The sequence below is a fragment of the Microcoleus sp. SVA1B4 genome (genome assembly GCF_036700545.1).
Taxonomy (GTDB): domain Bacteria; phylum Cyanobacteriota; class Cyanobacteriia; order Cyanobacteriales; family Microcoleaceae; genus Microcoleus.
Map to the genome: position 1 here is coordinate 59629 of NZ_JAUBPB010000005.1, position 26423 is coordinate 86051.

The 26423-nt window shown below is 47.0% G+C and carries 17 protein-coding genes; 3 read left to right on the forward strand and 14 right to left on the reverse strand.

Going from position 1 to position 26423, the window contains the following annotated elements; all coding sequences use genetic code 11:
• Window positions 1–646: 646 nt before the first annotated feature.
• From QT987_RS04060 to QT987_RS04080, 5 genes are all read right to left on the reverse strand, one after another.
• Window positions 647–1591, reverse strand: coding sequence for a GDP-L-fucose synthase (locus tag QT987_RS04060; RefSeq protein ID WP_333237487.1), 945 nt, complete (start codon window positions 1589–1591; stop codon window positions 647–649).
• Window positions 1592–1994: 403 nt separating this feature from the next.
• Window positions 1995–3026, reverse strand: coding sequence for a GDP-mannose 4,6-dehydratase (gene gmd, locus QT987_RS04065; protein ID WP_333054667.1), 1032 nt, complete (start codon window positions 3024–3026; stop codon window positions 1995–1997).
• 445 nt (window positions 3027–3471) lie between these two features.
• Entirely contained in the window at window positions 3472–4203 is a 732-nt protein-coding gene (locus tag QT987_RS04070) for a sugar transferase (protein WP_333054666.1), read from the reverse strand.
• Between the two features lie 243 nt (window positions 4204–4446).
• Window positions 4447–5613: a glycosyltransferase gene (locus QT987_RS04075; protein WP_333237488.1), complete on the reverse strand. Its 1167-nt coding sequence runs from the start codon at window positions 5611–5613 to the stop codon at window positions 4447–4449.
• Window positions 5610–5822 (reverse strand): hypothetical protein, encoded by a 213-nt coding sequence (locus tag QT987_RS04080; RefSeq protein WP_333237490.1) that lies wholly within the window; start codon window positions 5820–5822, stop codon window positions 5610–5612. Before QT987_RS04080 ends, QT987_RS04075 begins: the two co-directional genes overlap by 4 nt.
• A gap of 218 nt (window positions 5823–6040) precedes the next feature.
• Here QT987_RS04080 and QT987_RS04085 point away from each other — a divergent pair, with 218 nt between their 5' ends.
• Window positions 6041–8134 carry an iron uptake porin gene (locus QT987_RS04085; RefSeq protein ID WP_445299714.1) on the forward strand — a complete coding sequence of 698 codons (2094 nt, stop codon included), beginning with the start codon at window positions 6041–6043 and terminating at the stop codon, window positions 8132–8134.
• Window positions 8135–8633: 499 nt separating this feature from the next.
• On the opposite strand, the gene QT987_RS04090 is transcribed toward QT987_RS04085, so the two are convergent.
• On the reverse strand, window positions 8634–10391 hold the full coding sequence (locus QT987_RS04090; protein ID WP_333237494.1) for an NFACT RNA binding domain-containing protein: 1758 nt from the start codon (window positions 10389–10391) through the stop codon (window positions 8634–8636).
• 238 nt (window positions 10392–10629) lie between these two features.
• On the reverse strand, window positions 10630–12183 hold the full coding sequence (locus QT987_RS04095) for an NAD(P)/FAD-dependent oxidoreductase (RefSeq protein WP_333237649.1): 1554 nt from the start codon (window positions 12181–12183) through the stop codon (window positions 10630–10632).
• Between the two features lie 66 nt (window positions 12184–12249).
• Between QT987_RS04095 and QT987_RS04100 the strand changes: the two genes are divergently transcribed.
• Entirely contained in the window at window positions 12250–12879 is a 630-nt protein-coding gene (locus tag QT987_RS04100; protein ID WP_333237497.1) for a hypothetical protein, read from the forward strand.
• A gap of 158 nt (window positions 12880–13037) precedes the next feature.
• Here QT987_RS04100 and QT987_RS04105 read toward each other — a convergent pair whose 3' ends face one another.
• Window positions 13038–16208: a tetratricopeptide repeat protein gene (locus tag QT987_RS04105; protein WP_333237499.1), complete on the reverse strand. Its 3171-nt coding sequence runs from the start codon at window positions 16206–16208 to the stop codon at window positions 13038–13040.
• 1057 nt (window positions 16209–17265) lie between these two features.
• The gene (locus QT987_RS04110) at window positions 17266–17751 is read right to left on the reverse strand and encodes a hypothetical protein (RefSeq protein WP_333237502.1); all 486 of its coding nucleotides are present in this window, start codon (window positions 17749–17751) and stop codon (window positions 17266–17268) included.
• Between the two features lie 213 nt (window positions 17752–17964).
• On the opposite strand from QT987_RS04110, the gene QT987_RS04115 reads away from it, so the two are divergent.
• Window positions 17965–18150, forward strand: a complete 186-nt coding sequence (locus QT987_RS04115) for a ribbon-helix-helix domain-containing protein (RefSeq protein ID WP_333128561.1) — start codon at window positions 17965–17967, stop codon at window positions 18148–18150.
• A 310-nt stretch (window positions 18151–18460) separates the two neighbouring features.
• Here the strand turns inward: QT987_RS04115 and QT987_RS04120 are convergent, their stop codons facing one another.
• The 5 genes from QT987_RS04120 to metK all read right to left on the reverse strand — a co-directional run bounded on the left by QT987_RS04120 (window position 18461) and on the right by metK (window position 26270).
• Window positions 18461–20257 carry a HAMP domain-containing sensor histidine kinase gene (locus tag QT987_RS04120; RefSeq protein ID WP_333237504.1) on the reverse strand — a complete coding sequence of 599 codons (1797 nt, stop codon included), beginning with the start codon at window positions 20255–20257 and terminating at the stop codon, window positions 18461–18463.
• Window positions 20258–20605: 348 nt separating this feature from the next.
• Window positions 20606–20911 (reverse strand): hypothetical protein, encoded by a 306-nt coding sequence (locus tag QT987_RS04125; protein ID WP_333237506.1) that lies wholly within the window; start codon window positions 20909–20911, stop codon window positions 20606–20608.
• Between the two features lie 246 nt (window positions 20912–21157).
• On the reverse strand, window positions 21158–23074 hold the full coding sequence (locus QT987_RS04130; RefSeq protein ID WP_333237508.1) for a HEAT repeat domain-containing protein: 1917 nt from the start codon (window positions 23072–23074) through the stop codon (window positions 21158–21160).
• A gap of 550 nt (window positions 23075–23624) precedes the next feature.
• Window positions 23625–24800, reverse strand: coding sequence for a family 10 glycosylhydrolase (locus QT987_RS04135; protein ID WP_333237510.1), 1176 nt, complete (start codon window positions 24798–24800; stop codon window positions 23625–23627).
• 207 nt (window positions 24801–25007) lie between these two features.
• Entirely contained in the window at window positions 25008–26270 is a 1263-nt protein-coding gene (gene metK, locus QT987_RS04140) for a methionine adenosyltransferase (protein WP_333237513.1), read from the reverse strand.
• Window positions 26271–26423 lie beyond the last annotated feature (153 nt).

A 26423-nucleotide genomic window follows, 5' to 3' on the forward strand; every position in this document is an offset into this window, starting at 1 on the left:
TTAGGCTTTTAAAGGGCTACTTAGTCTCTATCTTTTACACCACCCGGCGCTGTCAGCATATCTCTGCCATTACACCAGAGCTTTGGCTTCTGCAACCATCCCACACATTCACAGCTTACGGCTAGCAACCTACTTGTATTATCAAGGGCTATGAATGCTTTACTTCGTTCCGATTACACATTGGTTGAACATGACAGCGTAATGCTTTCCACCGGGTTTATGGGCAGTGCTTGTAAGTCAATCCGATAATTGCTTATGCCCTATCCTTGCCTTTTGGCTTGGTCTATCAGCCGTTTGACCATCTATCATAACGGTGGTTCAGACACATTTTTGCTTTCGCTACGCATAAGTTCTTGCTCGACAGCTACCCCATTCGGCTAGGAGTCTTCTGCCTTTTATCCCCGCTTTATCCTGTTAGTTGCTATTTAACATTGATAGGGGATATGCTTTTACCGCTGCACCTGCGGACTGGGACTTGACTTAATGTCTCACCCAGAAGTGTAATCAGTTATCATTGACTCCTCTGAGTCAGGCTAACCGTCCCTGAATAGGAGTACCTATCCATTTAGGCTAAACGAATCGCACACCGGAAATAATATTATTCCTAAAAAAACCCGGTTTCTTGAAGAAACCGGGTTTTTCACACTCAAACTGCGTGTTTTCGATACCAATCAATCGTATTTTTCAACCCATCCTTAAACTTCACCTCCGCAACAAAACCAAACTTTTCCTTAGCCCTTTGCGTATCCAAACAGCGGCGCGGCTGACCGTTTGGTTTGTCTGTTTCCCAAACAATTTCTCCCTCAAATCCCATCAATTCGCAAATGGTTTCCACTAAATCGCGAATTTTAACTTCGCTATTCGTTCCCAAATTTACCGGGTCAGATTCACTGTAAGATTGAGTTGCCATCACAATTCCCCGCGCGGCATCTGTGGAATACAAAAACTCGCGGCTGGGGCTGCCGTCTCCCCAAACAGGCAGTGTTTTGTCTCCCCTTTCTTGGGCTTCGTAGACTTTGCGAATTAAGGCGGGGATGACGTGGGAACTTTTCGGGTCAAAGTTATCTTCCGGGCCGTACAGATTTACTGGTAGCAAGTAGATACCGTTGAATCCGTACTGCTGGCGGTAGGATTGCAGTTGCACTAATAAGGCTTTTTTGGCAATTCCGTAAGGTGCGTTAGTGACCTCTGGATAGCCGTTCCACAGGTCATCTTCTTTGAAAGGAACTGGGGTCAAGTTGGGATAAGCGCAAATCGTGCCGACGCAGACAAATTTTTCGACTCCTGCTTCGTAGGCGGCGTGGATTAGTTGCGCGCCCATCATCAAATTGTCGTAAAATAATTCAGCGGGTTTGACTAGGTTTAAACCGATGCCGCCGACGTGGGCGGCGAGGTGAATGATGATATCTTGTTGGTCGGCGGCGCGCTTGCAGTTTTCCATGACGCGGAGGTCGCAGTCGCGCGATCGACTTACAGAAATTTTATCAGCATCGGCCCCTGCTTTCACTAGCTGGTCGATTACCTGACGGCCCAAGAAACCGGCGCCGCCCGTGACTAGAATGCGTTTGTTGCTTAAATCCAAGCTGGTCATAATTTTAGCCTCGGGATTTTGAATAAAGGTCGATCGACAATTTCAATTCTAAAATTGTTGCTTTAGCAAAAAAAGCTTTCAGCTACAGGATGAGGTTGCCCACAAATTTGTTTTAGCTGCACCCGATAGGGACAATTTGCGCCGTGCACACCCGAAAGTTAGATATACGGGTCGCGACTCCTCAACTATCATTTTAATGTTTTTTTTAGCCCGCACAGCCGAAAATTTGGCGAGCAATTAAGCTGGTTCTTTGAATGCCGATCGCACTAATAGCTGTAACCATCCTCTGATCAGTTGTGAAGTGTGTGCAGGGGCAATCCTCCGGTGCGCGCCTTTCGCCAAAGGGGTAGACACGGGGCCCTACCCCTACAAATTGTTCGCACTGACGGCTTGATGTAGCAGCTTAATCAAATCCGTTGCCCGAACCTCGACCTTGCTCCTCTAAAGCTTTCATGTCAGCATCTACCATTAAATGTACTAACTCCTGAAAAGTTACAGAAGGTTCCCAATTTAATTGCTGGCGCGCCTTAGTCGAATCGCCAATCAAAAGTTCGACTTCTGCAGGCCGCAAGTAGCGTTCGTCAAACTCCACATATTTTTGCCAATCTAAATTGACGTAAGTAAAAGCCAAATCGAGAAATTCCTTAATGGAATGGGTCTCGTTGGTAGCAATGACATAATCGTCAGGCTTGTCTTGTTGCAGCATCAGCCACATCGCCCGCACGTAGTCTTTAGCATAGCCCCAATCCCGCTTAGAATCGAGATTGCCCAAGTAAATCTTTTTCTGCTTGCCGGCGACTATTCTGGCAACGGCGCGAGTAATTTTGCGAGTTACAAAAGTTTCGCCACGGCGGGGAGATTCGTGATTGAACAAGATGCCGTTGCAGGCAAAAAGTCCGTAAGATTCGCGATAATTTATTGTTTGCCAGTGCCCGTAAACTTTGGCGCAGGCGTAAGGACTTCTGGGATAAAAAGGAGTTGTTTCCTTCTGCGGAACTTCTTGTACCAAACCAAACATTTCCGAAGAACCTGCTTGATAGAACCGCACTTCTATGCCGGTGCGGTGCTGATAGTCCCGAATTGCTTCTAGCAGCCGCAATACTCCCATCCCTACGGTGTCAACCGTATATTCCGGCGAGTCAAAACTGACTCGAACGTGAGATTGAGCGCCTAAGTTATAAATTTCTACCGGCTGAACTTCTTCCAATATCCGGCGGAGAGTGGTGCCGTCCGTCAAGTCGCCGTAGTGTAGAAACAGGCGCGCACCTTCGCTGTGAGGATCGACATAGATGTGGTCAATTCGATCGGTATTGAAACTAGAACTGCGCCGGATAATGCCGTGAACTTCATATCCTTTCTCTAACAGTAATTCGCTCAAGTAGGAGCCGTCTTGACCTGTAATACCTGTTATTAGCGCTCGCTTACGTTGCGTCATCTGATTTTCCTTTGACAGGCTGTGTTAATTTACAATAAATTTTTTGGCAGAGGCTGTTGCTCCCTGCCGGCCGTATTCTCAAACTGCTTTATAAAACTTACTCAAACTTAACTTTAGTTACCTAAAGCCCGTTGAAGTTTACTTCCTACGCTGTTGGGTAGTGGGCTATCCCAAGATAAGTAGGCTATCCCCCTTAAGCCAAAGGTTATAGAGTTAAGTTTAACACCTAAACCTAAAGTAGTCTATCTAGAATAACTGATATTTCTAGATGAATAAGAGGTAGGTTTATTTAAGTATTTGCCCCTTTAGTTAAGCTGACAATTCTGCGATCGGCATCCCGGAACTGTTTAGTTTTGACAAAGAGTTTGTCGCTGACTGTCAGTAGTCAGCATCAGTGGTCAGTAACAAATAAAACTAACTACCGATTGCTGACTGCGGACAAAAATTAGTATGCGCCGTTATTTTTGGGAAAAATCACAACTCCAATTGTTTTGAAAACAATCCACATATCCATCCAAAGGTTTTTGTCATTTGCGTAATAGAGGTCGATTTGGACTCGGCGGGGATAGGGAATGTCGTTGCGACCGGAAACTTGCCACAATCCTGTAATTCCAGGTCTTATGGTGAGAATTTTGTTGATGTGATTGCCGTATCTCGGCAGTTCTTCTTCAACTAAAGGTCTGGGCCCAACGACGCTCATATCTCCTTTTAAAACATTCCAAAACTGGGGAAACTCGTCTAAACTGGTCATTCGTAAAAATCTTCCAATCCAGGTAATTCGAGGGTCTTGTTTCAGCTTGAAATTGTCCTCAAACTCTTGACGCAAATGCGGAGAATTTTCCATGATTTCTAGCAATATATCGTCCGCATTTTCCACCATCGTTCTGAATTTAAGGCAATAAAACCTTTTACGGTTTTTGCCTACTCGTTCCTGTACGTAAAAAATAGGACCGGGCGAGCTTAAGGCGATTAAGAAAGCCAAAAGCAGGTAAACCGGAGCAAACAGGATCAGAACCGATAAGGAAAACAGGATGTCAAATAACCGCTTGAAAAGTTCTCCGTCGAGGCTCTGTAGAGAACGACTTATGCGTCTATCTCCTTGCAGGACAGACCCAAAACCGCGTCTTGCGATCGCTCGAATTACCTTGCCGGAGATTAGTTGGCTGTCGGCAGTCATCTTACTCCTTCACTTCACACCACACACAGTCCTGATCATAAAGCCTCAAGACGCTTTGTTCTCTCAATTATGTTGCCAATACTCAATTTTCTGCCTTCAGAAGGCTTCAAAAGGCAGAACGAAGAAGGAAGATGGCTTCTCAACGCACCAGGAAGAAGGCACAAGGCACTGATGCAGAGGTCTTCTGAAGGCACTTATACAAAGGCAGAAGGAAGATTGTCCCGCTATCGGGCTCTGGCACTCTCAAGCCCCAGACTCGGTAAAATCACGGGATTGAAATTCCTGATAGCAGCCTTCCACAAAAGCTAGATAGCGCTGCCCAAAGACATCGGGGGCAAAATGTTCAGCGCGCAACCTGCTGATTTCTGGCTCAAATTTGCCTTGCAACTGCTCAAATTCCTCGACAGCTTCGACTAATGCTGCTGGGGTTTGGGAGGAAAAAAATAAACCAGTCCCAGTCTCTGGGTGTTGGCGAATGTCGAGCACTGTCTCCAAAGCGCCCCCTGCTGCATAGGAAATTACCGGTGTTCCGCAAGCTTGAGCCTCTACCAAAGCTATGCCAAAATCTTCGCAAGCTGCATAGACAAAGGCTTTCGCCTCTGCCATGTACTTTTCAACGATGGAGGCGGGCTGCCAGCCGAGCACTTGCACGTTGGGTTTGGCGATTTGCCGAATCATTTCTAATTCTGGCCCGGTGCCGATGACAATGAGAGTATGCCCTAGTTGATTGAATGCTTGGACGATCGCACTTACGTTTTTGTAACTTACCAACCGACAAACCGTGACGTAAAAGTCTTGTTTTTGCCGCATCAAGGAAAATCGCTCGATATTTACCGGCGGATAAATCACCTGGGCCCGCCGCCGATAGCAGCGCCAAATTCGGCGCGCCGTGTGTTGAGAGTTAGCGATGAAATAATCAACGCGATTGGCGGAAATTACGTCCCACTGCCGCAGTCGATGCAACAAATATCGCGTCAGCAGACCCTGGATGCCCCGTCCGGCTTTGCTGCTACGCAAATAGTCAAAAGTTAAGTCCCAAGCGTAGCGCATGGGCGTGTGGCAGTAGCAGACGTGCATTTGCTGGGGACTGCTGAGGATGCCTTTGGCGACGGCATGGGATGAGGAGAGGATGATGTCGTATTCTCGCAGATCTAGTTGTTCGATCGCGATCGGCAGAAACGGCAGATATTTTTGGACACCGCTGCGGGCATTGGGAAACTGCTGCAAAAAAGTTGTGCCAATCTGTCGCCCGAAAAGATAGCTTTCGGGATTGGCTGATTCAAAGTCGATGAGGGCATAGATATCTGCCTCGTCTACGTGTTTGAGGATTTCCTGTACTACGAGTTCTGAACCGCCAGTAGCTAAGGGCGTCAACCATTCGTGAACTAGGGCGTATTTGAGTTTTTTCACTTGTATTTGTAGCCGATCGAACGATGTGTTAGCGCCATTTCTGTCAATATTAATCTTACTGAGGGCTCACTTACGCAATATCGGGCCATCAACCAGGTTTCTAGGTAGGTATCTTCAAACTGAGATGTTGCGCCATTCTCAATTACTTGTTTAGGAACAGGCTTTTCGGCCTGTTCCACAAGAAAATTCCCTCTTTGTGGAACAGGCATCTTGCCTGTTCTTGAGAATGGTGCTCTTCGGTGAGTCAAACCAAGGATTTTGGGAATAAACGGGGTTTTTGTCAAATCAGCCACAGCAAAACTGCACTTTTCGGCAGTGATTTCCCCGATTGTTGACAAGAAATACTATTAGGCAGAATATTGAAGGTGATTTGCTGGCGCCTAAATCTTCGGAACGGGCGATCGGCTCAATGTGGTGTGAGGAAAAAATGTCCAAATTTTTGTGGAAGGGACTTTTAATTAGTCCCGCTGTATTGGCAGCAAGTTTAGTCGTATCTTCGACGGCGCTAGCAGCAGAGAAACCTGTAGAAATTGCCACCACAGATCAAGCTGATCAATTGCCATTAGCAGGTGCTGTAACCGAGGCGTCAAAGTCTGAGACGGCAAAGCCTGAGACAGCCGAACCAGCGTCGCTAGCTAGCAACTTGACTGTTGAGACTATTGAGAAAGAAAGTGCGAACATCTACGAGGGCTTTCCTTCGGATCGCTTGGCTAACGCTAACGAGCCGATTGCCCCAGTTGCCGAACAAGCAAAAGCACCGGAAGTTGCAGCTGCAGATTTAGGCGAAACCAAACCCGCAGTAGCGCCCGCAACTTTAAGTCCCGAACAACCTGTCGCGGAGCAAATTCCCGCAGTAGCGCCCGCAAACTTAAGCGAAACGCAACCCGCCGTTGCACCGGCTAATTTAAGCGCCCCAGAGCAGATTTCCCAATCGCCAAATCCAAGTGCCCAACCTCCAGCACAGTCAAATGTTTTAGAACAAATCAACCAATACAGCGCCGAAGACAGTAGCAGCGAAGATGCGGCTGGCCAAGTAACCTCAGTTTCTCAACTTTCCGACGTTCGACCCACCGATTGGGCGTTCCAAGCTTTGCAGTCTCTAGTAGAGCGCTACGGGTGCATAGCTGGCTATCCTGACGGCACTTTTCGCGGCAACCGGGCGATGACTCGCTACGAGTTTGCAGCAGGTTTAAATGCGTGTTTGGATAAAGTTAGCGAGCTGATTCAAGGCGGTTCCAGAAATCTGGCGACGCGAGAAGATTTGGCTTCTGTGCAAAGGTTGCAAGAAGAATTTGCGGCGGAATTGGCAACTTTGCGCGGCCGCGTCGATGCTTTGGAAGCGCGCGCCTCTGAATTAGAAGCAAATCAGTTTTCAACTACGACTAAACTCAACGGCGAAGTGATATTTGGTTTGGCCGGTATCGCCAGGGGAGATGATGCCGAGGGTCGCGAAGCTGATCAAACCACGGCTTTTGGTAGCAGGGTTCGTATCAATTTCGACACGAGTTTCTCAGGAGAAGATTTGCTGAGAACTCGATTGCAAGTTTTAAATTTGGGTGCGTTTTCTACGGAAAATACGAAAACTGCTGAAGGGGAATTGCGGTTTAATGTCGGGCCTTTTGGCGAGGCTAACAATATAGTAGCTTTAGATGCGCTGCTTTACCAATTCCCTCTAGGCAAAAGCACGACTGTAATTCTCGAAGCTAATGCCGGCGCTGCTGATGATTTTGTTAACACTGTCAACCCTTACTTTGACGGAGACGGCAGCTACGGCGCTCTTTCTAACTTCGGTACTCGCAACCCGATTTACTATTTGCTTGGTGGTACTGGCCTCGCTCTGCGGCATCAGTTTGGGGAAAAATTAGAGCTTAGTTTGGGGTATTTGGCCGGCGACCCCGCGAACCCGACGCGGGGTAACGGTTTGTTCAACGGTTCTTACGGCGGTTTGGCTCAGTTGACTTTCAAACCGAGCGACAGCATGGCTTTAGGTTTAACTTACGTTAATTCCTACAACTTAATTACCAATACCGGCAGCAATGCTTCTAATTTTCCGCAGCGTCTCGGTTCCTTCGGGTTCGACAGCGATAGCAATGTGCCAGTTTCTAGCAATTCCTACGGCGCGCAAGCTTCGTGGCAGTTGAACCGGAGATTTGCAATTGGCGGTTGGGCTGGTTACACTAATCAGCGCATTTTATCCAACTTGGGTACTCCTACGGGTTCTGTGCAGCGGGGCGATCAAAAAATTTGGAACTGGGCAGTTACTTTGGCTTTTCCTGATTTGTTGAAAGAAGGAAATGTGGCGGGGATTATCGTAGGCATGGAGCCGCGGGTGACGAGTTCTACTAATCGGACTTTGCCGGAAGATAAGGATACTTCGCTGCACGTTGAAGGTTTCTATCAGTTTAAGTTGAGCGACAATATTTCTATCACTCCTGGTTTGATTTGGCTGACTGCTCCTGACCACAATAAGAATAATTCTGATTTGGTGATTGGGGTTGTTAGAACGACGTTTACTTTCTAAGGAATGAGAATTAAATAACTTCCACTCTTGAAAGTGGGATGGGCGTCCCGCCCGTCCTTTTTGGACGGGCGGGACGCCCATCCCACAATAACAATTAAAATTGTAAGTTATTTAATTCGCGATCCTAAGAGCGGGTTTAATGTTTCAACAAAAACGACCAGCTTTAGCTAAAGCTGGTCTGCACAAATAGTTAAATCCGTTGTGTTCCCACAGTGTTTTTCTCACAGTGAGGAAACCCAAGTTGCACGTTTCTTTGCAAATGGTTCTCAAACAAATATCATCTCTCTTAAGTGGTATTTAAACAACAAAATTTAATTTTTTGTAATAAAACTTTACATTACAGTGGAATATTAATTGTTAGGGGCATCGCACTTTTTCTTACTTTGTATAAAGTAAGAAGGCTTCAAAAACCCGGTTTTCGTGTAGTTTTCTGGCTACCAAACCTGTTATTTTGCCTAAAAACGCTGCTCAACCCTATTACTCACTCACTTTGTATAAATCAAGCCGGGGCTTGCTGCGGTCTACCCCAGACAATTCGCTCCTGCTTGTATACAACCATACCCGGTTTAGCACCTTTCGGCTTGTATACATATTTCGGTTCTGTATAAACTACGGGGACTTGTTCGCTGTGGCGCGCGCGACTGTAGTAAGCAGTCATGTCGGCTGCAAATTGCAAATCGGTTTCTTCAGCCACAGTACCGGGTGTGAGACGCAGCAAGGCGTGGCTTCCGGGAATCTCTAGGGTGTGGAACCATAAGTCGTAGTCGTTGGCGGTGCGAAAAGTGAGTTGGTCGTTTTGGCGGTTGTTGCGCCCGATTAATAATTCAAAGCCGCTGGGGGTTTGGTAGCGGTGAAATTCGATCGCAGCATTTTTGTCCGTACTGCGGTAATCTGGTACGTCTAGATATTTTTGCTGGATCAGTTCTTCGCGGATTTCGGCGAGGGTTTGCAAATCTTGGGTGTTGCGGTAGGTTTCCAATACCGAAAGTGCGGCTTCAACTTGTTCTAAATAGTCGATTTCTTCCTGTACGGCGGCTAACAATGGTTCTACTGCAATCCGAGCTCTTTTAAGTTTTTGGTGTTTTTTGTAGAGGGCTTGAGCGTTTTGAACGGCGTTTTTTTCCGGGTTTAAGGAAATGATCACTGGTTTCTCGGTTTCAAAGTCGGGGAGAGAAATTGATTTCATTCCCGGTTCCCAATGCTGCAAATTTGCCATCAGCAAATCGGCTTGGGATTTGTGGGTGTCGGCGTCTGCTGATTGCTGTAAACGTTCTTTAAATGTGTTGGCTTTGAGGCGCAGTTTGGCTAGGACGTTGTTGAGTTTTTGGGTAAGCTGATGCCGCAGTTGCGCGAATACTTCTTGATTGATTTCGCCTGTGTAGTAGCTGTTAAGTAATTCTTGAACCGAAGAAGAATCAGAGGGCGGGCACGGGGGCACCGCCCCTACATTGTGATTTTCTGGTGCGGGCCAATCGATGACGGTGTAGCCTTCGGGGGTAAAACTTGGGTGAAATTTGGAGTTTTCTAGGCATTGCAGCCAGTATAGCCAGCGTTGGAATAGTTGCTGCCAGTCGTCGGGATTGAGGCTGTCGGTGGATTGTTCGGGGTCTAAAGAAGCCGATCGAATCATTGACAAAACTAAGGCTTTACTCATCCCTCGGTAATTCTTCAACAGATTGCCCTTTAATTGCCCAGGAACCAGGCTAATTCGTGATTGCCAGCGGTTTTGAGATTCGGTCAGACTCGGCACTGCGTCGGTCAAAGACGGGGGCATTTCGTAGGGTTGCCCGGTTTGGATGGGACGGACTGTGGACTGTTTGGCGCTGACTTGGTGGGCGCAGGTGACAACGAGGTTGTCTTGGGCGGTGAGGATGACGTTGCTGTATTTGCCCATGATTTCGGCGTAGAGATGCCAGAGGGCTGGTTCGCCGGGGCGTTTGGCGAATTGCAAGTCGATGACTCTTTCCCAGGAGGAAACAGGGGCGATGGAAACTAAGGCTAAACCGCTGAGTTGATGCCGCAGTTGTTCGCTGAAGGTGAAGGTGTCGGGAATGCGGGGCGGGGGGTCGCCGACGCAGATGCGGGCGGCCACAGGATGCCAGGAAAGGTCAATCCAGCCGCGCCCTTTCATGGTGCGGAGGGCTAGGGACACGGTAAATCGATCGCGCTGGTAGACTTGTTCTAAGCGCGCTGGCAGCCATTGGGCTCGCAGTTCGCTGCAAGCTGCGGTTAAAGTTGTAAAGTCTACGGGTTGCACGGTGGCCTCTTTGCGATCGAACTATCTATTTATATGCTGACAGATATCGGTCACATTTTACTAACTAATATCAAATTATTGTTTACTCTTGGGTTCGCATCCTTCGCTAGGAAAGCCCTTCAATAATCCCGTTAACAAATAACAAATAACAAATAACTAATAGACATCTCCTAAAAAGCAGGTTTTGAACAGGCAGGATGCCTGTTCCACAATAATTATGGGAGATATCTAATAACAACTAACTAATAACTTCCCGAATCAATTGCAAATGTTTGTCCAAAGGTGCGATCGTATTGGCTGCGATCGCCCCGCTAGCAGCAACCGCCGGCAAACCAATTCCCGGAAATGTCGAATCTCCGCAGCAAAACAGCCCCGCTAAAGGTGTTGTCGGGCCGGGAAACAAGCCGCTACCCGCCCGAATTCCGGGCCCGTAGGAACCGCGATGGCGGCGCAAAAACCGTTCGTGGGTTAGGGGTGTCCCAACTAAGGTGAATTCTGTGCGCGATCGAATATTCGGGATAATTCTCTCTAAGGCTTCCCACATTACCTCGGCGCGCGCTTGTTTTTGCAGTTTGTACTCTTCGCTGGTGCGATCAAGCTTTTGCCACAAATCGTAAGGCTCGTTTCCGGGGGTATATGCGTGAATGACGTGCTTTCCCGGAGGCGCGAGGCCGGGGTCGAGGAGGGAGGGAATCGAGACGAGAACGACGTTCTGAGGGGCCGAAACGCCCATTTCCCAGTCTTTGACGAAGATGTAGTGACAAGCCAAGTCCGATCGCACTCCGGCAGCATCAATTCCCAGATGCAGGTGCATGAAGCTGTCGCACTCTGGCGTCGCCTGCCTCTGTTGCCGAAACCTTTGCGGGACTGAGGTTTCAGGCAACAGTTTCAGGGTATCCCAAACGGAAGCGTTGGAGACGACGGCTTTGTGCGATCGAATTATTTTCCCCGATCGCAGCCGCACGCCCGCAGCCCGGTTGTTTTCGATCAAAACTTCTGCAACGTGGGAATTTAGCAGCAACTGCCCTCCGTGGCGCTCTAAACCGCGTACCAGGGCATTTACCAAAGCTGCACTACCGCCGATCGGATAGTCCAAAACTGCATTGGGGCGGTACCAGTCGGCGAACATGAAAGCGACTTCGGCTGCGATCGTTCCGTCGGCGGGAAGTCCAGACAGCAGGAAACACAACAAATTCAGCCAATTTCGGACAAAGGGATCTTTGACATTTTTGTCCATTATTTTGCTGAAAGGGCCTGCAAGTGCGATCGCGTCGCCAGCACTTTTCAGGAAAGCCGGCGCAAATTGGCCGAGGGAAAAAACAGCGCCCAAATCGAAGCGCAAAGCCAGGGAGGGCAAGGCTGTGGCAGCTTTGGCGTAGGGCTCCATGATGCGCTGGAGTTGCCGCCATTCGGCGACTGCTGCCGCGCCGCGCAGTTGTGCGAGCACTTCGCCAAATTGACTCGCACCAACGGATGTGTCGAAATCGCCTTCTGGCAAACAGCAACCCCAGGTATCGTAGGTGATGCAGGGGAGTTTTTCGCCGATGGCATCCAAAACTTGCCGCAGCGGATTGGCAGACGGGCTGTAGGATAATCCTGAGTAAAGGGAGGGCCCGGAGTCGAAGCTAAATCCGTCGCGTTCAAAACCGTGTGCGGCGCCGCCCGCGATCGAATGGCTTTCGCAAACCACAACCTCAAAGCCATAGCGGGCGAGCATTGCAGCGCAAGTCAATCCGCCGATTCCGCTGCCGATGACGATGATTTCTGTGTCTGTGGGGGCGATCGCAACCATGTTTTTCTCCGCTACATCAGCTAATATTATCTCTGTTACCAACAATAAAACTGGTTTGTATATTAAATGGAAAATATATCTATTCTAGAACAAGCCGCTAAATCTAATTCTAAACCATCTTCCAACGCCGTAGTGGCCGCCCTCCTAGAAGCTGAGAAAAGCGCGAAAAAAACCAAAATTCGCTATTCTTTCGAGCAATTAATCGGCAACTGGCAACTCTGCCTTATCACCGGCACGAAAAAGACTCGACAAAAAGCGGGGATTGTGTTGGGTGCGGGACGTTATATCCCTGAGTGGATTGCGAAAATTCAAATTGCTTATTCGGCTGAACCTGTTGCTGAAGGGGAAGAGAATCGCGAAACCGGCAGGGTGGAGAATTCGGTGCAAGTTGGGGCGATCGTACTAACTCTTTCCGGGCCGACTAAGTTTTTGCCTAATAATATTTTAGCTTTTGATTTTACCAGAATTACTGTGAAAGTGTTGGGTAAAACTGTGTATCAAGGATTTATTCGCGGCGGAGAAGCGCGGGAGGCGGAATTTTTTAGTTTGAGTGTGGGGAAGCAGGCATTTTTTGCATATTTTCTGGTAGAAGATGGGATAATTGCGGCTAGGGGAAGGGGTGGTGGATTGGCTTTGTGGGGGCTTGTAGGGGCGGGTTCACCAACAATTTATAATTCCCACAAACAATCTACATAAACCCGCCCCACCCAACGACAGAATGCGATCGCGTGCAATTCAACGAATATTATAAGGTGCGTCGCTATGAAATTGTCCATTTTTCATTTGGGATTTTTAATAGCGACACACCCTACAGCTACTATCAACTGTCAACTATCAATTGTCAACTTCTATAACTACCGCGCATCCCCAATTAAAATAAACGGCGACCAATAAAACGGATGCCGCTCAATTTGACTCAACTTAGCTTGCCGCAAAGCATCATTTTTACTCATCCCTTTATTGATATTTTGATAAAATTCAACCATCAAATCTTTAGTAGCGGAATCATCAACACTCCACAAACTCGCCATCACAGCTTGCGCGCCGGCACGCTCAAATATATAGGCCATTCCCGATATTTCTTCACCGTTGGAATTCGCTTGTATGGCAGTTTCACAAGCACTTAAAGTGATGAGTCTGGTGTTTCGCAATCCTAATAACGCGGCATCGCGAATATTGAATTGACTGTCAGCAAACAGCAATGTATTTTCCTCCATGCCCAAATTTTGACAGCCTCCCGGTTGGAAACAGCCGTGAGTTGCGAGGTGTAAAAAGGGAAAGCGGGGCGCTTGAGTTTTGAATCGATCGAGGGTGGCGTCATTGCCGATATAAGCTGAACTTCCTGACAATAATTGAGCGATATTTCTGACTTCTGCTTCGGAACCGGGTAGATTTTGGGGTGGACGAGGGACGGGATTTCCTAATGCTAAGACTCCACCTTTTGAAGTTGAATCGGGAATTGTTCTGGTGGAAATGCGGGTGAGATAGTTGACGGGATATTTCTGGATGAGGAATTCATTTGTTTGTTTGTCATACAGGGTTTCAAAGGGGATGTAGCGTAGTTTTTCCGTGGCGATGATGCTCAATTGTTTGGGGGAAATAGCTTTAATTTGGTCTTCGATCGGACGAATCAGGATTTCGTAAAGTTTGCTGCCTGTTACGGTGAAGTTTGTTTCGCCAATATCTTGCACTTCTTTGCGGTATTGAGTGAGGAGATTGTCGAATTCTTCGGGAGCGATCGGAACTTTTTTAACACTTAAACTGTCTTTTGTCAAGACAAATAGGGCGACGGTATTGGGGACACCTGAGATATTTGTCAGCAAGACGGGTTGAATGACAGCGGTATCTGGCGCGATATTTGCTTTCAGTTGGGCGATGTCTTTGGGTGTGGTTTCAAATAGTTCGGCGACTTCTGGGAAACTGCGGGAAATTTGTTCTGCTTGGCGGTTGACTTCTGTTTCTAATTCTCGCATTTGTCGGGAGAGATTTTCGGAGAAATTGTCTTCGAGTTGGCGGCGAAGCGTTTGGAGTTGTTGATTTTTTTGATTCCACTCGTCAATGGCTTTTTGTGCTTGGAGGTTGGCTACTTTGGCGTCAATTAAGCGGGTGTAGTCGGCGAGATCGGCGGTGGTGGCGATGTTCACCCATTGAAAAGCGCGATCGGCTTGGTTTTGATCGATGAGGATGTCAACAAGTGCAACGGCGCTTCCTCTTTCACCTTCTAAAAACTTTTGGCGGTTTTCTCGCTGTAAACCCTTTCGTATTTTTAAGGTAATTTGGACAGATTGCTGAAAATTTTCGATCGCTTGAGTTGGTTGCATCGTATCTTGATAAACTGCACCAATATTACTCAAAATAGTAGCTTCCATCATCCGATCGCCCACTTCCCGTTTAATTAGTAAAGCTTGGTTATAGTATTTTAATGCTTCTTCTGGTTGTCCAATACTGTGGTACACTCCACCAATATTATTCAATGTAGTAGCTTCCCCCGCACGATCGTCCACTTCCCGTTTAATTGGTAAAGCTTGGTTATAGTATTTCAATGCTGATTGCGGTTGTCCAATTCTGAGGTACACTCTACCTATATTATTCAATGTAGTAGATTCCCCATTGCGATCGCCAACTTGCAGCAGAATTGGTACGGCTTGGTTATAGTATTTTAACGCTTCCTGTGGTTGTCCAATGTTGGCGTATACTGCACCAATATTATTCAATGTAGTAGCTTCCCCCGCACGATCGTTCACTTCCCGTTTAATTGGTAAAGCTTGGTTATAGTATTTCAATGCTGATTGCGGTTGTCCAATGCTGAGGTACACTCCACCTATATTATTCAATGTAGTAGCTTCTATCATCCGATCGCCCACTTCCTGCAGAATTGGTAAAGCTTGGTTATAGTATTTCAATGCTGATTGCGGTTGTCCAATGTTGGCGTACACTCCACCTATATTATTCAAAGTACGAGCTTCTATCATCCGATCGCCCACAGCCAGCAAAATTGGTAAAGCTTGGTTATAGTATTTTAATGCTTCTTCTGGTTGTCCAATGCTGAGGTACACTCCACCTATATTATTCAAAGTACGAGCTTCCCCATTGCGATCGCCCAGCTTCTGCCAAATAGGTAAAGATCGGTTATAGTATTTTAATGCTGATTGCGGTTCTCCAATGGTGCTGTATACTCCACCAATATTAGTCAAAGTAGTAGCTTCCCCCTTGCGATCGCCCACTGACTGCCTAATTGGTAAAATTTGGTTATAGTATTTTAATGCTGATTGCGGCTGTCCAATACTGTGGTACACTAAACCCATATTATTCAAAGTAGTAGCTTCCCCCGCGCGATCGCCCATTTTCCGCCAGATTGGTAAAGCTTGGTTATAGTATTTCAATGCTTCTTGCGGTTTTCCAATACTGTGGTATGTTCCACCAATATTACTCAAAGTAACAGCTTCGCCGTTGCGATCGCCCACTTGCCGCCAGATTGGTAAAGCTTGGTTAAAATATTTCAACGCTGATTGCGGTTGCGAGATCGTTTTGTACACTGTACCAATATTAGTCAAAGTACGAGCTTCAATCGCCCGATAGTTTACTGCCCACAAAATTGCGAAAGCTTGCTTCAAGTATTTCAATGCTTCTTGCAGTTGTCCAATGCTTTTGTAAAGTTCACCAATATTATTCAAAGTAATAGCTTCCGAGTTGAGATCGCCCACTTCCCACCAAATTGATAAAGCTTGTTTGTAGTATTTCAATGCTTCTTGCACTTGTCCTATACCGGCGTACATTGCACCAATATTATTGAGTGCTAGAGCTTCATGTTGTCTCTCTTTAAATTGTCGTGCAGTGGCTAAAACCTGCTGCCATGTTTCTATTGCTTGTCGCGGTTGCTGTTGCCTTGCTTGCTCTATGAGTTGCTTTAATTTTTCAAGCTGTGAATTTTGACTTTGCGCCCAACTCGGTTGCACCATCACCGGCAGAGTCAGAGGAGTCAGACACACACCCAAAACCAAAACACTGCTAATAATTCGTTTCATTCTTTTCATGATTTACCACTGACGATTAATAGAATAGGCATCTGAATTTGGACTTAGGCGTATTATACTTTTACTTGCTGTTCTTGAATGCTTTGATATTGCCAAAATAATTGTTATAATTAAATAACCAAGTTGCTGTTATGTCAATTCATATTATTCAGAAGCTGTATTCATAAAAGTCATGATTTAAAGCTATGAGGTTCATCAGTCTGACGTTCTTTTTCAATTTTCGCAATAATTTCATCTATTTCAGCAAAGACTTTAGTCAATTCTTTAGCTTTTTCAAGCGATCGACCAACGGTGATGGCAAGAATTCCAACGGTTCGTCAAAATCATCAGAAATTGTAATTAGTCCTTTGTCGCTGCCAAAGCTGCTGTATTTAGGTGAGTATTATTCAATTTTATAGACAGTTTCTGGTTCTATTCCTGGTTTGATATCTTTGATTTTACTTTGTTTAGATTGCATTTTTTGTCTGAGATAAATTGCCGATATTAGGTCAGACAAAGTAAATTTTTCAGGCAGTCGATCGATTAAGTTGCGGACTTATTATTGAAGATTGATGGTTTCCATCGGTTTTAGTAAAGAGAGTTTGCTTTTTAATTGTAGTAGAAGCGAACTAGGAGCGATCGGGCTTTTTGCAAAAGTCTGGCTCCTCCCGCAGTCTGGCAGGGAATTAATTCCCTGCCTCATAGCGAAAGTCCTCGCTTCCGAGGACTGCAAGATCGATCGAGAATGATGCAAGGTATGAATTGAAACAGACAGAAATTACGCGCTCCCACCAAAGAAACCGGGTTTTTATCGAATCTGCCGACTGCAACGAATATTGTCGTAAAAAACCCGGTTTCTAGCCCCCCGCGCACAAATCTTAACTCTCCTCTTCAGTCCTCGGAAGCGAGGACTTTCGCTATGAGGCGGGGGTTTTTAACCCCCGACGGACTTAATGCGGAGTCGCTACAATTGTCACCGTCATTTTTGTTGATTAGAGCTCTCCAGAAAAGCCAGTCTTGAACAGGCTTTCCGGCCTGTTCCACAATAATTATTGGAGAGGTATATTGATTAGGTACGATCGCACATAACAACTTCAAACACACCCCCTGGAATAAACCGACACAAAGCCCTCCGCCGATCGTCCGCATCTTGGCGATTGACAAAACGCGCAATTGTATAGTGCTCAGCATTCGGTAAAATTCGGACGATCGCCCAACAATTGATCTCGCCCCCCTTTGACTTTTCAGGTGTTTTCGAGATCGAATTTGAGTTGAGTTCGATCGCGGGGCGATCGGCGATCGTCGGAGAATTTGCTTTTCTCAGAGTGTTGAGGTAGCGGGCGATCGTACTACCTTTGAGAGTCGCCCCGACGCGCAGAATCAGAAACACCGCAAAGCTTTCGATCTCTGGCCCAGTCATGCGCGCGCGATCGGCATCAAAATCCTCATCAGAGTAGCTGCGGATACCCGACAGCAGTTGCATAATGCCAAAATCATTCAAAGCTTGTTGATAGCCGCGGTTATATTCGCTGCCGTCGCTCACAGGCTTTACCATAGTAATAGTCTCCTTTTATGTGGATTGTCTCCTTGTATTTGGGGAACCATTAGCCAGCGCGGGCCCTGCAAAAGTTCAGCGCTGGCTTTTGACTCTCTAAGATTATACCACTTAAACGTTACATATGTGTGTCGAAAATGACGTGAACTCGACAAGATAGCGCAGATACAGCACAATGACGATTACCGTAGACAAGAAAATACTGAGCCTCTGATGACCAAACGCTTAACCACTTATTTGGCTGATGGAATCCATGACATCCTTGAAGAGTGGGCAAGTCAAGAACGCCGTTCAGTCAGCAGCTTGTCAGCATTCATTTTGGAGCAAGCAGCCAGAGAACGGCAAAAGGAAATGAAACAACAGCCCCAGCCATCGGATGACAAGCAGGAGAAAAGTTGAGTGGACGCATTAAAGCCGAAGAAACCGGGTTTTTTGCGGTTTTTGCCGGCTGTAACGAAGTATTTGGCAAAAAAACCCGGTTTCTGACCACCCGTGCGTCCACTATATGAAATTTATCGGAATCGATTTAGGTTGGATCTCAGCAGCAAGGGGTTTGTGCTATTTGAATTGGCAAAATAACCAATTAGAATTAATAAAGTGCGATCGCCCTCACTGACAAGACTAAAACATTTCGACATAAAGCCAGAGGTTTGAAACATAAATTTTCGCCCCTCTGCCTACCCCCTAAATCTCTCGCCCCAAAATCACATCACCCGTTTCCTGCTGGTATCCGCACAGTGAAAATAGACCCTTTTCCCTCTTCGCTTTCTACCAAAATTTCCCCACCCATCATCTGACAGTAGTAGCGGCTAAGTGTCAGCCCCAATCCGGCGCCGTCGTAAGGTCGCGCCGCTGAAGAGTCAGCTTGCACAAAAGCTTCAAACAATTTGTGTTGTTGTTCTTCCGACATTCCAATTCCGGTATCTTTAACCGATAAACAAATCCAATCGGTGTCTTGAACATTCAGCAGGGGACAAGCGATCGCCCCAGAAGGAATTTCATCGGCAGCCATTGAATCGTCAATCGCCTCACGCCCTGCTGCATTCAATTTTCCACTTCCTGCAATGCGCCTCACAGTCACTTTCACCCTACCGTTTTTGGTGAACTTCGCAGCATTACTAAGCAGATGTATCAAAACCTGGCGCACTTTTTTGAAATCTGCGTGCATTATGCCCACAGTTCGATCGCACTCAATCTCCAAAACATTGCCATTTTTCTCTACCAACGGTTTCGCGGCACTCGCAACATTGTCAATCAGGGATTCGATGTCAAACTCCTGGATTTCGAGTTTCATACTCCCCGCTTCAATTTTTGACAAATCAAGGATATCGTTAATCAAAGATAGCAGATGCGCGCCTGCTTTTTCAATCTTCTGCAAGTCGGGTACAAACTCATCAAATCCCGCATCCTGGGCATCTTCTGAAAGTAGTTGACTGTAGCCAATAATCGCATTTAAAGGCGTCCGCAATTCGTGGCTCATATTTGCTAAAAACTGGCTTTTAGCAGTGTTAGCTGCGACGGCGACTTCTTTAGCTTGTTCTAATTCTTTTGTATGTCCCGAAACCCGCTCGATTAGGTGATTGAGAGAGGCCGCCAGAGAGCCGATTTCGCCTTGTCCGGTGACGGGTGCTCGCAAGTCAAAATTTGACTCAGCGGCTACTTGTTGGGCCACCTGAGTAACGCTGATCATAGGTTGAGCGATCGCCCGACTCGTCCGGTAAGCCACCATTCCAGCTACCACTACCGACAGCAGCATACTAAAAATAATTATGGCTTTTTCCATGCCTTGGGCGTCTTCCATCACTTCACCGCCTTGGCCCTCTTGCTGCTGGGCAATATCGAGGATTTTGCTCAATTCCTCAAGGCTGCTGTTGAGCTGTTTTACACCTTCTCCGCTTTCGATTGCGAGCAATTTTCTAGCCGACTCTATCTCCCGAGGCGATAGTTGCGATTGCTGGATTTCCTGCAAAGTTGACTTGAGAGTATCGGCGTAGGATTCTAAATTTTTAGTGCAATCTTGCACTAAAAGCTTGAGAACTTCCGGTTTTGCTGCCAGCCAAGCGGGTTGGCTGTCGGCAAAATTTTCTATACGCAACCGCAGATTTTTTGCCTTAACAATACTCTTAACCAACTGCTCTTCTTGCTGTTTTAGCTTGAGCGAATTATCTACAAAAGAATCTAGCTGTGAACCCTGCAATTGGGCCGCCAGCGCTGCATCTTTAAAATTGCCTAGCAATTGCGCTTGTAGGTGAGCATCATTGAATTGCTTTAATCCTTGTCCTTGGTAATAATCGGCAATCACCAGTCCGCTCAGTGAACCCAAAAATCCGATTCCTATTGCCAGCAAATACCCGTAGCCAATTTTTTTATGGATAGGCAAACCGCCAATTTTAGATGGCAAACTTTCGCGGATTTTTAAGGATAATTCTTCTACCAAATTATCCTTGGCTTTTTTTTTATTTACGGTTTCTACAGAAGCCACTTCTTCGGCAATAAAAACTGGCATCTGTTTACCTAAATTGGTATTTGTTTGGTTAACCTTTCGCGTTTTCACGTTTTTATTCGACGGGTTAAATGGTTCTAAGTCTGAATTCAATTCCCCCTGGTTTTCACAAACGGCAACCGATAAACTTGCTTCATGTCCTGTTTTTTTTAGCAAGTTAATTTTTGACATATGCAACCCCTGTCTTCTGTTAAAATCTATCACGCTCTTAAGTTCTCCAAACGGAAAAGCTTGTCTATTTGACCGTAGACATCTGCGAAAAAGCATCTGAAACTCTGGTCGAGTCAGAGGAGAAACTTAAATTCGGTTGATGTCTAAGAGATAATTAGGCTGTTGAGGACTGTTGCCAAATTACTTTTTCGACTCGTAAAAGTCTGCAGCAGGCAAAAAAAATAAAAACTTATCCCCGCAGTGAATTATCCCTGCGTGGAAATTTACAGGCAGAAAATTGTCTCTGACCTGTTTTGCCTGTGATTCGCCCAAAGCTGATATTGTCTGTTGACAATGCACCCGATTCCTTAGCTTTGGGCTTTGGCTGCCAGCAATGCGACGATTGCTTGACGGTTTTTGTTGAGCATCCGACAACTTCATAGCACAGAATGTCACAAATGCGGCAGCCGATCGAACTTTTGCACCCTGGCGATCGACTTTTGGCATTGTTGCCCCGCAAAGACAAGTCTGAGGTGAAGTGCCGTTAGTTGAGTATAACTGTAGGGCTCGCGAAAAGAAACCCGGTTTCTGCGAGTCAATCGATGGCGCGATTTTAGATTTTAGATTTTAGATTTTAGATTTTAGAATTGAAGCATTGACCCGACGGATAAATTCGGGGGGCAAGTTTTATCGGATACAGGTTTTTTATTTCTGGACGGATGAATCCGGGGTTTGTATCCTGAATGGTTTCTGTCAATTTTTGGCGATTGCGAGTTCTGGAGTGGCGGTGGTCAATTCGATCGCCAGTGCTAGCTTACCGTCTCTACCCAAAGCTTCATCGGCCAAGTGCACCATCCAGCGATTCGGCTTGGCTTGGGGTCTGGCGGCGAGCACTAACGCCCAAGCTTCCCGTTCTTTGCCACGACCCAACAGCGCCGCACAAACAGTCAAAGCTGTGGCCGTTGAACGGCTGATCCCACTTTGGCAGCAGATCAGCAAACTGCCTCCCTGCGACGACATTTTAAGGGCGAAATCAATAATTTTCAGTACATCCTCAAGGCTAGGCAAGATTTGATCGGGGTCGTCAACGGGGGTGTCGAGGTCGTTAAACTCCATGCACATTCGGTTTGGGATTTGATCAAAAGTTTTGGGTTCGGGGACGCCTGGGCTGCCGATCGAGATCAAGTATTTAATCTCGCGTCGCGCAGGGCGCTCAACAATGTATTCGCTGGCTTCTGCTTGCGAAGCGATCAGGATTTTTGGCAGTTTTTCACCCGACAAATCTGGGGAAACAGAGGGAGCAAAATCAACTGTTTCTGCCTCAGTGCTGACATCCGCCAAGTATTGGGCAGCCAGCGCACGAACGTCAGCAAATTCGGGATTTAAAGCTGTTTCCAGAGCAACAATAGCAGCCGTGGAGCCAATGTGACCGAGGGATTTAACAGCCTTTTGGCGCACTCCAGAATTTTCGTCCCCCAGCAGCCGCACCAAACCTGCCACAGCTTCCTCAGTCCCTATTTGCCCCAAAGCTGCAGCAACTCTCCACCGCACATAAGATTCGCTGTCGCCAATTGCGCTCGCCAGTCCCGCGACCACCATTTTTGGCAATTTCGCATCTCCCTCTGTATTGATGTTCCCAAGGGCAACCGCCGCCCTGCCGCGCACGAAAATATCTCGATCCCAGAGCGACCCGATTATGGCCACCATAGCCACCTCGCTGCTGATTTCCCCCAAGGCAGAAACTGCACTGCCGCGCACGTCTGAATCCTCATGGTTGAGGGCTTGCACCAGTCCCGCCACAGCCGTTTCCGTGCCGATTTGTCCCAAGGCCTCGGCGGCCCTCAAAGAAACTGCATAGGAGTCGGGATCATCGTGAAGCAATTCTACTAAGCCGGGTACTGCTTCAGAATCGCCGATTTTCCCCAAAGCCGCCGCCGCCCTAGCGCGGACGATGTGATTTTCGTCTCTGAGGGCATTCAGCAGGCCGGGAACTACCTCAGAGACGCCGATTTTCCCGCAGTTGACTGCTGCCCGCCAGCGCACTTCGGAGTCTGGGTGTTTGAGGGCTTTCAGCAGCGCGGGGACGGCTATTTTCGGGTTAATTTTGCCCAAGGCCCAAACAGCCCAGGCGCGCACTCTGGACTCTGGGTGTTTGACGGCTTTGAGCAGTGCTACGGCGGCTGGTTTCGAGTCAATTTCTCCTAAAGCCCAAGCGGCCCAAGCTTGGATTTGGGAATCTTTGGATTCGAGCGATCGGGCTAATTCAATTACTGCTGCTTCAGATCCGATTTTCCCGATCGCCCGAATCCCCTCCAGGCGCACGGCACTTTCTTTGTGGTTCAATGCGGCCACCAGCATCGGAATTGCCCGATCAGAACTTGTTAGGGCCAGCAGTTGAATTTTGACCAGGGGCGAAGTGGGGATTTTTTCGATTAATTTTATGGTGGCTGTTTGAAATTCTGGCTTTACCGTTCCAGCTAGCTTCGAGCCGAGTTTTAAATTTACTTTTAGAGCTAATTTTACTGCCCGCAAAGCCAGACTTTGCTGTTCTACTTGCGGCAATATAGTCGCCAAGGTGTGCATCCCTTGTTTTTGTTTCAAATATTTTTGATGGAATTGAGCATCGCTGAGCTTGGGTAGCTGTTGGATGAGGCTTGCTGCTGAGGTCACTGATTTATCCTAATATTTTGGCGAGCGGTTGAGATTGCTCTTTTAAACTGTCTTTAAAAAATATGGCGTCTACAAAACGCTACTTCTAAAAAAAAGCTTGCACCCACTTCTAAAATATGTCTTATTCCACTGTTGTTGCAACTCCCCAATTATTAATTATCGGGTTTGTTTGGGCGATCGGCTTGACAATTAGTTGCGCTTGCTGCTTGGCATCGCTGTGCTTTTAACTAGCTTAGCTCTGCTATATCATTTTATCCTCACATCTTGCACCATTGTCAGGAACAGGCAAGATGCCTGTTCCACAAAGAGTGAATTTTCTTGTGGAACAGGCATCTTGCCTGTTCATAAAAGCTTACTGAGAATGGTGCCACATCCTAAGTTTATACCAACTTGTCTGGAAATAGCGATCGGCACGGTTGACAATCAAGCATCCAGGATACAAGCCCCCGGATTCATCCGTGGGGTCAATACTTCAATTCTAAAATCTAAAATCTAAAATCTAAAATCGGTTGACTGCAAACCGGAAACAGCTTGATTGCGGGACAATCTCTCAACGAGCATAGGGCCCTTTTTTCAAAACCTTAGCCAAAGCGTTATCGTTATCTCGCAAACCTTCGTAAAAAAACATCACTTCTCCTTGAATGCCGCAAGAGCGGTTGTAAGCAATTACTTGCAACAACAGTTCGGGAGTTATGCTATATTTGCTGCCTCGATTCGTCAACAAAATACCGGGCGACACGCACTTTACTTGCTGCCCGCTAAGCTGTCCCCCAATCATTTTATCAACCAATTGTTTGTAAGCATTAAAATCGCGACGATAAAACTGCGGGTGAAACAGATCGACCAAATTTTTGTCAACCCAAGCTTTAGAATCTTGCAAATATTCCGCCAGCCCCCAGTCATAAGGACTCGGCGACATAGATAGCAACAAATCAGGATTAATCGCTTTCACTTCTAGGTATAAACGAGCCACAAACTCAGTAATAATATCAGCACGCCACTGCAGCCAATGTTGCTCTTTACAATCCGATGGTGCTGCTTTACCGCACTCTTCTCGATAGCGTTTAACCGTTTTTTCGTCGTAACCGCCTTCTACCGGAAACGCAATGCGATCGTCTCCTTGAACGCCGTCTACCGGATAATTCTTAGCAACTTCCAGCATCAACCCCAGCACAAAGTCTTGCACTTCCGGGTCAAGAGAATTCATCCAGTCAAAGTTATTTTTCTTAAGTAAATTGCCGCTGGCATCACGGGCGATCCACTCAGGTTTTTTCGCCAGCAAATGACCGCCCTGGCGATTGTAAGAACTCACAAATCCGTATTCAAACCAAGGAATCACTTTTAAACCAGCTCTCTTGGCCTCAACACATATTTCTGCTAAGATGTCGCGACCTTGATAGCGCGAGTCAATTTCTACCCCAAATTTTTCTCGCATAATTTTAGAAGGATAAGCCGTATAACCCTGGCTCCAAATTATAGGAAAAACGGTATTAAATCCCGTATCGGCGAGAAAGTCCATTGCCTCAGCAATTCGCTCTTTTGATGTGAGAACTTTGGAGTCAGTGGTGGTTATCCAAACGCCGCGAATTCCACCAGGATTGTTAGTCGCAAACGAACTTGGCAGCGTTGCTGGATTGGTTGCAGAAAATCCAGTCGTCGCCAACCGCTGTTGGAGGGAAGAGGCCAAACTGCGAATTGCTGATTGGAAAGGTGTGAAAAATCGCATTTATTTATTCTTTTTTTCTTTGAAGGTGGGCGCTGAACCCGCTACGTTATTATTGATTGGTAGCACCCGATATTATTTATGGATAAGATGGGTCGAAGAACACCCGATATTATTTATGGATAAGGTGCGGAGTACGCACCCTATATTGATTGGTAGCACCCGATATTATTTATGGATCAGGGGCGCTGCGCGCACCCCAAAATTGTACTATCCAGCTACTCCAGACAACTTCTGGCTCAAAGCTTCTTTCAAAAGTTCCGCCTTATCGGTTTCCTCCCAAGGCAAATCTAAATCAGTGCGTCCGAAGTGACCGTAAGCCGCCACATCTTGATAGAAACGGCCGCCTCTTTCAGCAGGCAAATTCTGCAAGTTAAATGCCTGAATGATTCCCGCAGGACGCAGTTCAAAATGCTGCTTCACAACTTCCAAAAGGCGATCGTCATCAACTTTTCCAGTGCCAAAAGTTTCGATCATCATGCTAACAGGCCGCGCAACGCCGATCGCATAACTCAACTGCACTTCGCACTTTTCGGCCAAACCAGCCGCCACGATATTTTTAGCAACGTAGCGACAAGCATAAGCCGCGCTGCGGTCTACCTTGGTGGGGTCTTTCCCAGAAAAAGCGCCGCCACCGTGGCGGGAATAGCCGCCGTAGGTATCCACAATAATTTTGCGGCCCGTCAAACCCGAATCTCCTTGAGGCCCGCCAACCACAAATTTGCCGGTGGGGTTGACAAGGAAGCGAGTTTCTGCATCCGGCTTCACGCTAATATCGGCAAACACGGGTTGGACGACTGCAGTCCAAAGGTCTTCTTTGATTTTGGCTTGAACTGCGGCTGTTTCTGTGATGTCGCCGATCGTTTCGGTATGCTGGGTAGAAATTAAAATCGTATCTATGCCAACAGGTTTGCCGTCCTCGTAAATCACCGTAACTTGGCTTTTGCCGTCGGGACGCAGGTAAGATAACTGACCGGTTTTGCGGACTGCGGCCAGTTGACGGCAAATCCGGTGCGCTAAACTAATCGGCAGAGGCATCAATTCCGGCGTTTCGTTGCAAGCAAACCCGAACATCAAACCTTGGTCGCCTGCTCCAATGGCGTCTAATTCCTCTTCACTCGATTGTTCCCGGCTTTCGTGGGCTGTGTTCACCCCTTGAGCAATATCGGGAGACTGAGAATCAAGAGCCACCAACACTGAGCAACTATTGGCCGAAAAGCCGTTGTCAGCGTGGATGTAGCCAATATCGGCTATTTTTTTCCGGGCTAATTCTATGTAATTTACCTGAGCTTTAGTGGTAATTTCGCCCGTCAGCAGCATTAAGCCGGTGTTGACGACAACTTCGGCTGCGACGCGGCTTTTGGGGTCTGCAGTCAGTAAGGCATCTAAAATCGTATCGGAAATTTGATCGCAGATTTTATCGGGATGACCTTCAGTGACCGATTCAGAGGTAAACAGGTAGCGGCGTGACAATGATTATTTCTCCTTAGATAGCGGCTCTTCCTGCGCGACTTCGACGACCAACGAGTTATTTTTCAGGTAAAGGCCAAGAAAGATCGCGTCTGGGCTACCGTCGAATTTTTGTCGGTCTGCAGAGCCGTGTTGAAGCAGGGTTTGAGATTGGGT

Coding starts and splice junctions, on each gene's coding strand:
- QT987_RS04120 (WP_333237504.1), bottom strand. CDS start 20,257: ATGCCAGTTTTTATTGCCGAAGAAGTGGCTTCTGTAGAAACCGTAAAT.
- QT987_RS04095 (WP_333237649.1), bottom strand. CDS start 12,183: ATGGTTGCGATCGCCCCCACAGACACAGAAATCATCGTCATCGGCAGC.
- QT987_RS04060 (WP_333237487.1), bottom strand. CDS start 1,591: ATGACCAGCTTGGATTTAAGCAACAAACGCATTCTAGTCACGGGCGGC.
- QT987_RS04100 (WP_333237497.1), top strand. CDS start 12,250: ATGGAAAATATATCTATTCTAGAACAAGCCGCTAAATCTAATTCTAAA.
- QT987_RS04070 (WP_333054666.1), bottom strand. CDS start 4,203: ATGACTGCCGACAGCCAACTAATCTCCGGCAAGGTAATTCGAGCGATC.
- QT987_RS04105 (WP_333237499.1), bottom strand. CDS start 16,208: ATGAAACGAATTATTAGCAGTGTTTTGGTTTTGGGTGTGTGTCTGACT.
- gmd (WP_333054667.1), bottom strand. CDS start 3,026: ATGACGCAACGTAAGCGAGCGCTAATAACAGGTATTACAGGTCAAGAC.
- QT987_RS04115 (WP_333128561.1), top strand. CDS start 17,965: ATGACCAAACGCTTAACCACTTATTTGGCTGATGGAATCCATGACATC.
- QT987_RS04135 (WP_333237510.1), bottom strand. CDS start 24,800: ATGCGATTTTTCACACCTTTCCAATCAGCAATTCGCAGTTTGGCCTCT.
- QT987_RS04080 (WP_333237490.1), bottom strand. CDS start 5,822: ATGCCTGTTCCACAAAGAGGGAATTTTCTTGTGGAACAGGCCGAAAAG.
- QT987_RS04125 (WP_333237506.1), bottom strand. CDS start 20,911: ATGCCAAAAGTCGATCGCCAGGGTGCAAAAGTTCGATCGGCTGCCGCA.
- QT987_RS04085 (WP_445299714.1), top strand. CDS start 6,041: ATGTCCAAATTTTTGTGGAAGGGACTTTTAATTAGTCCCGCTGTATTG.
- QT987_RS04110 (WP_333237502.1), bottom strand. CDS start 17,751: ATGGTAAAGCCTGTGAGCGACGGCAGCGAATATAACCGCGGCTATCAA.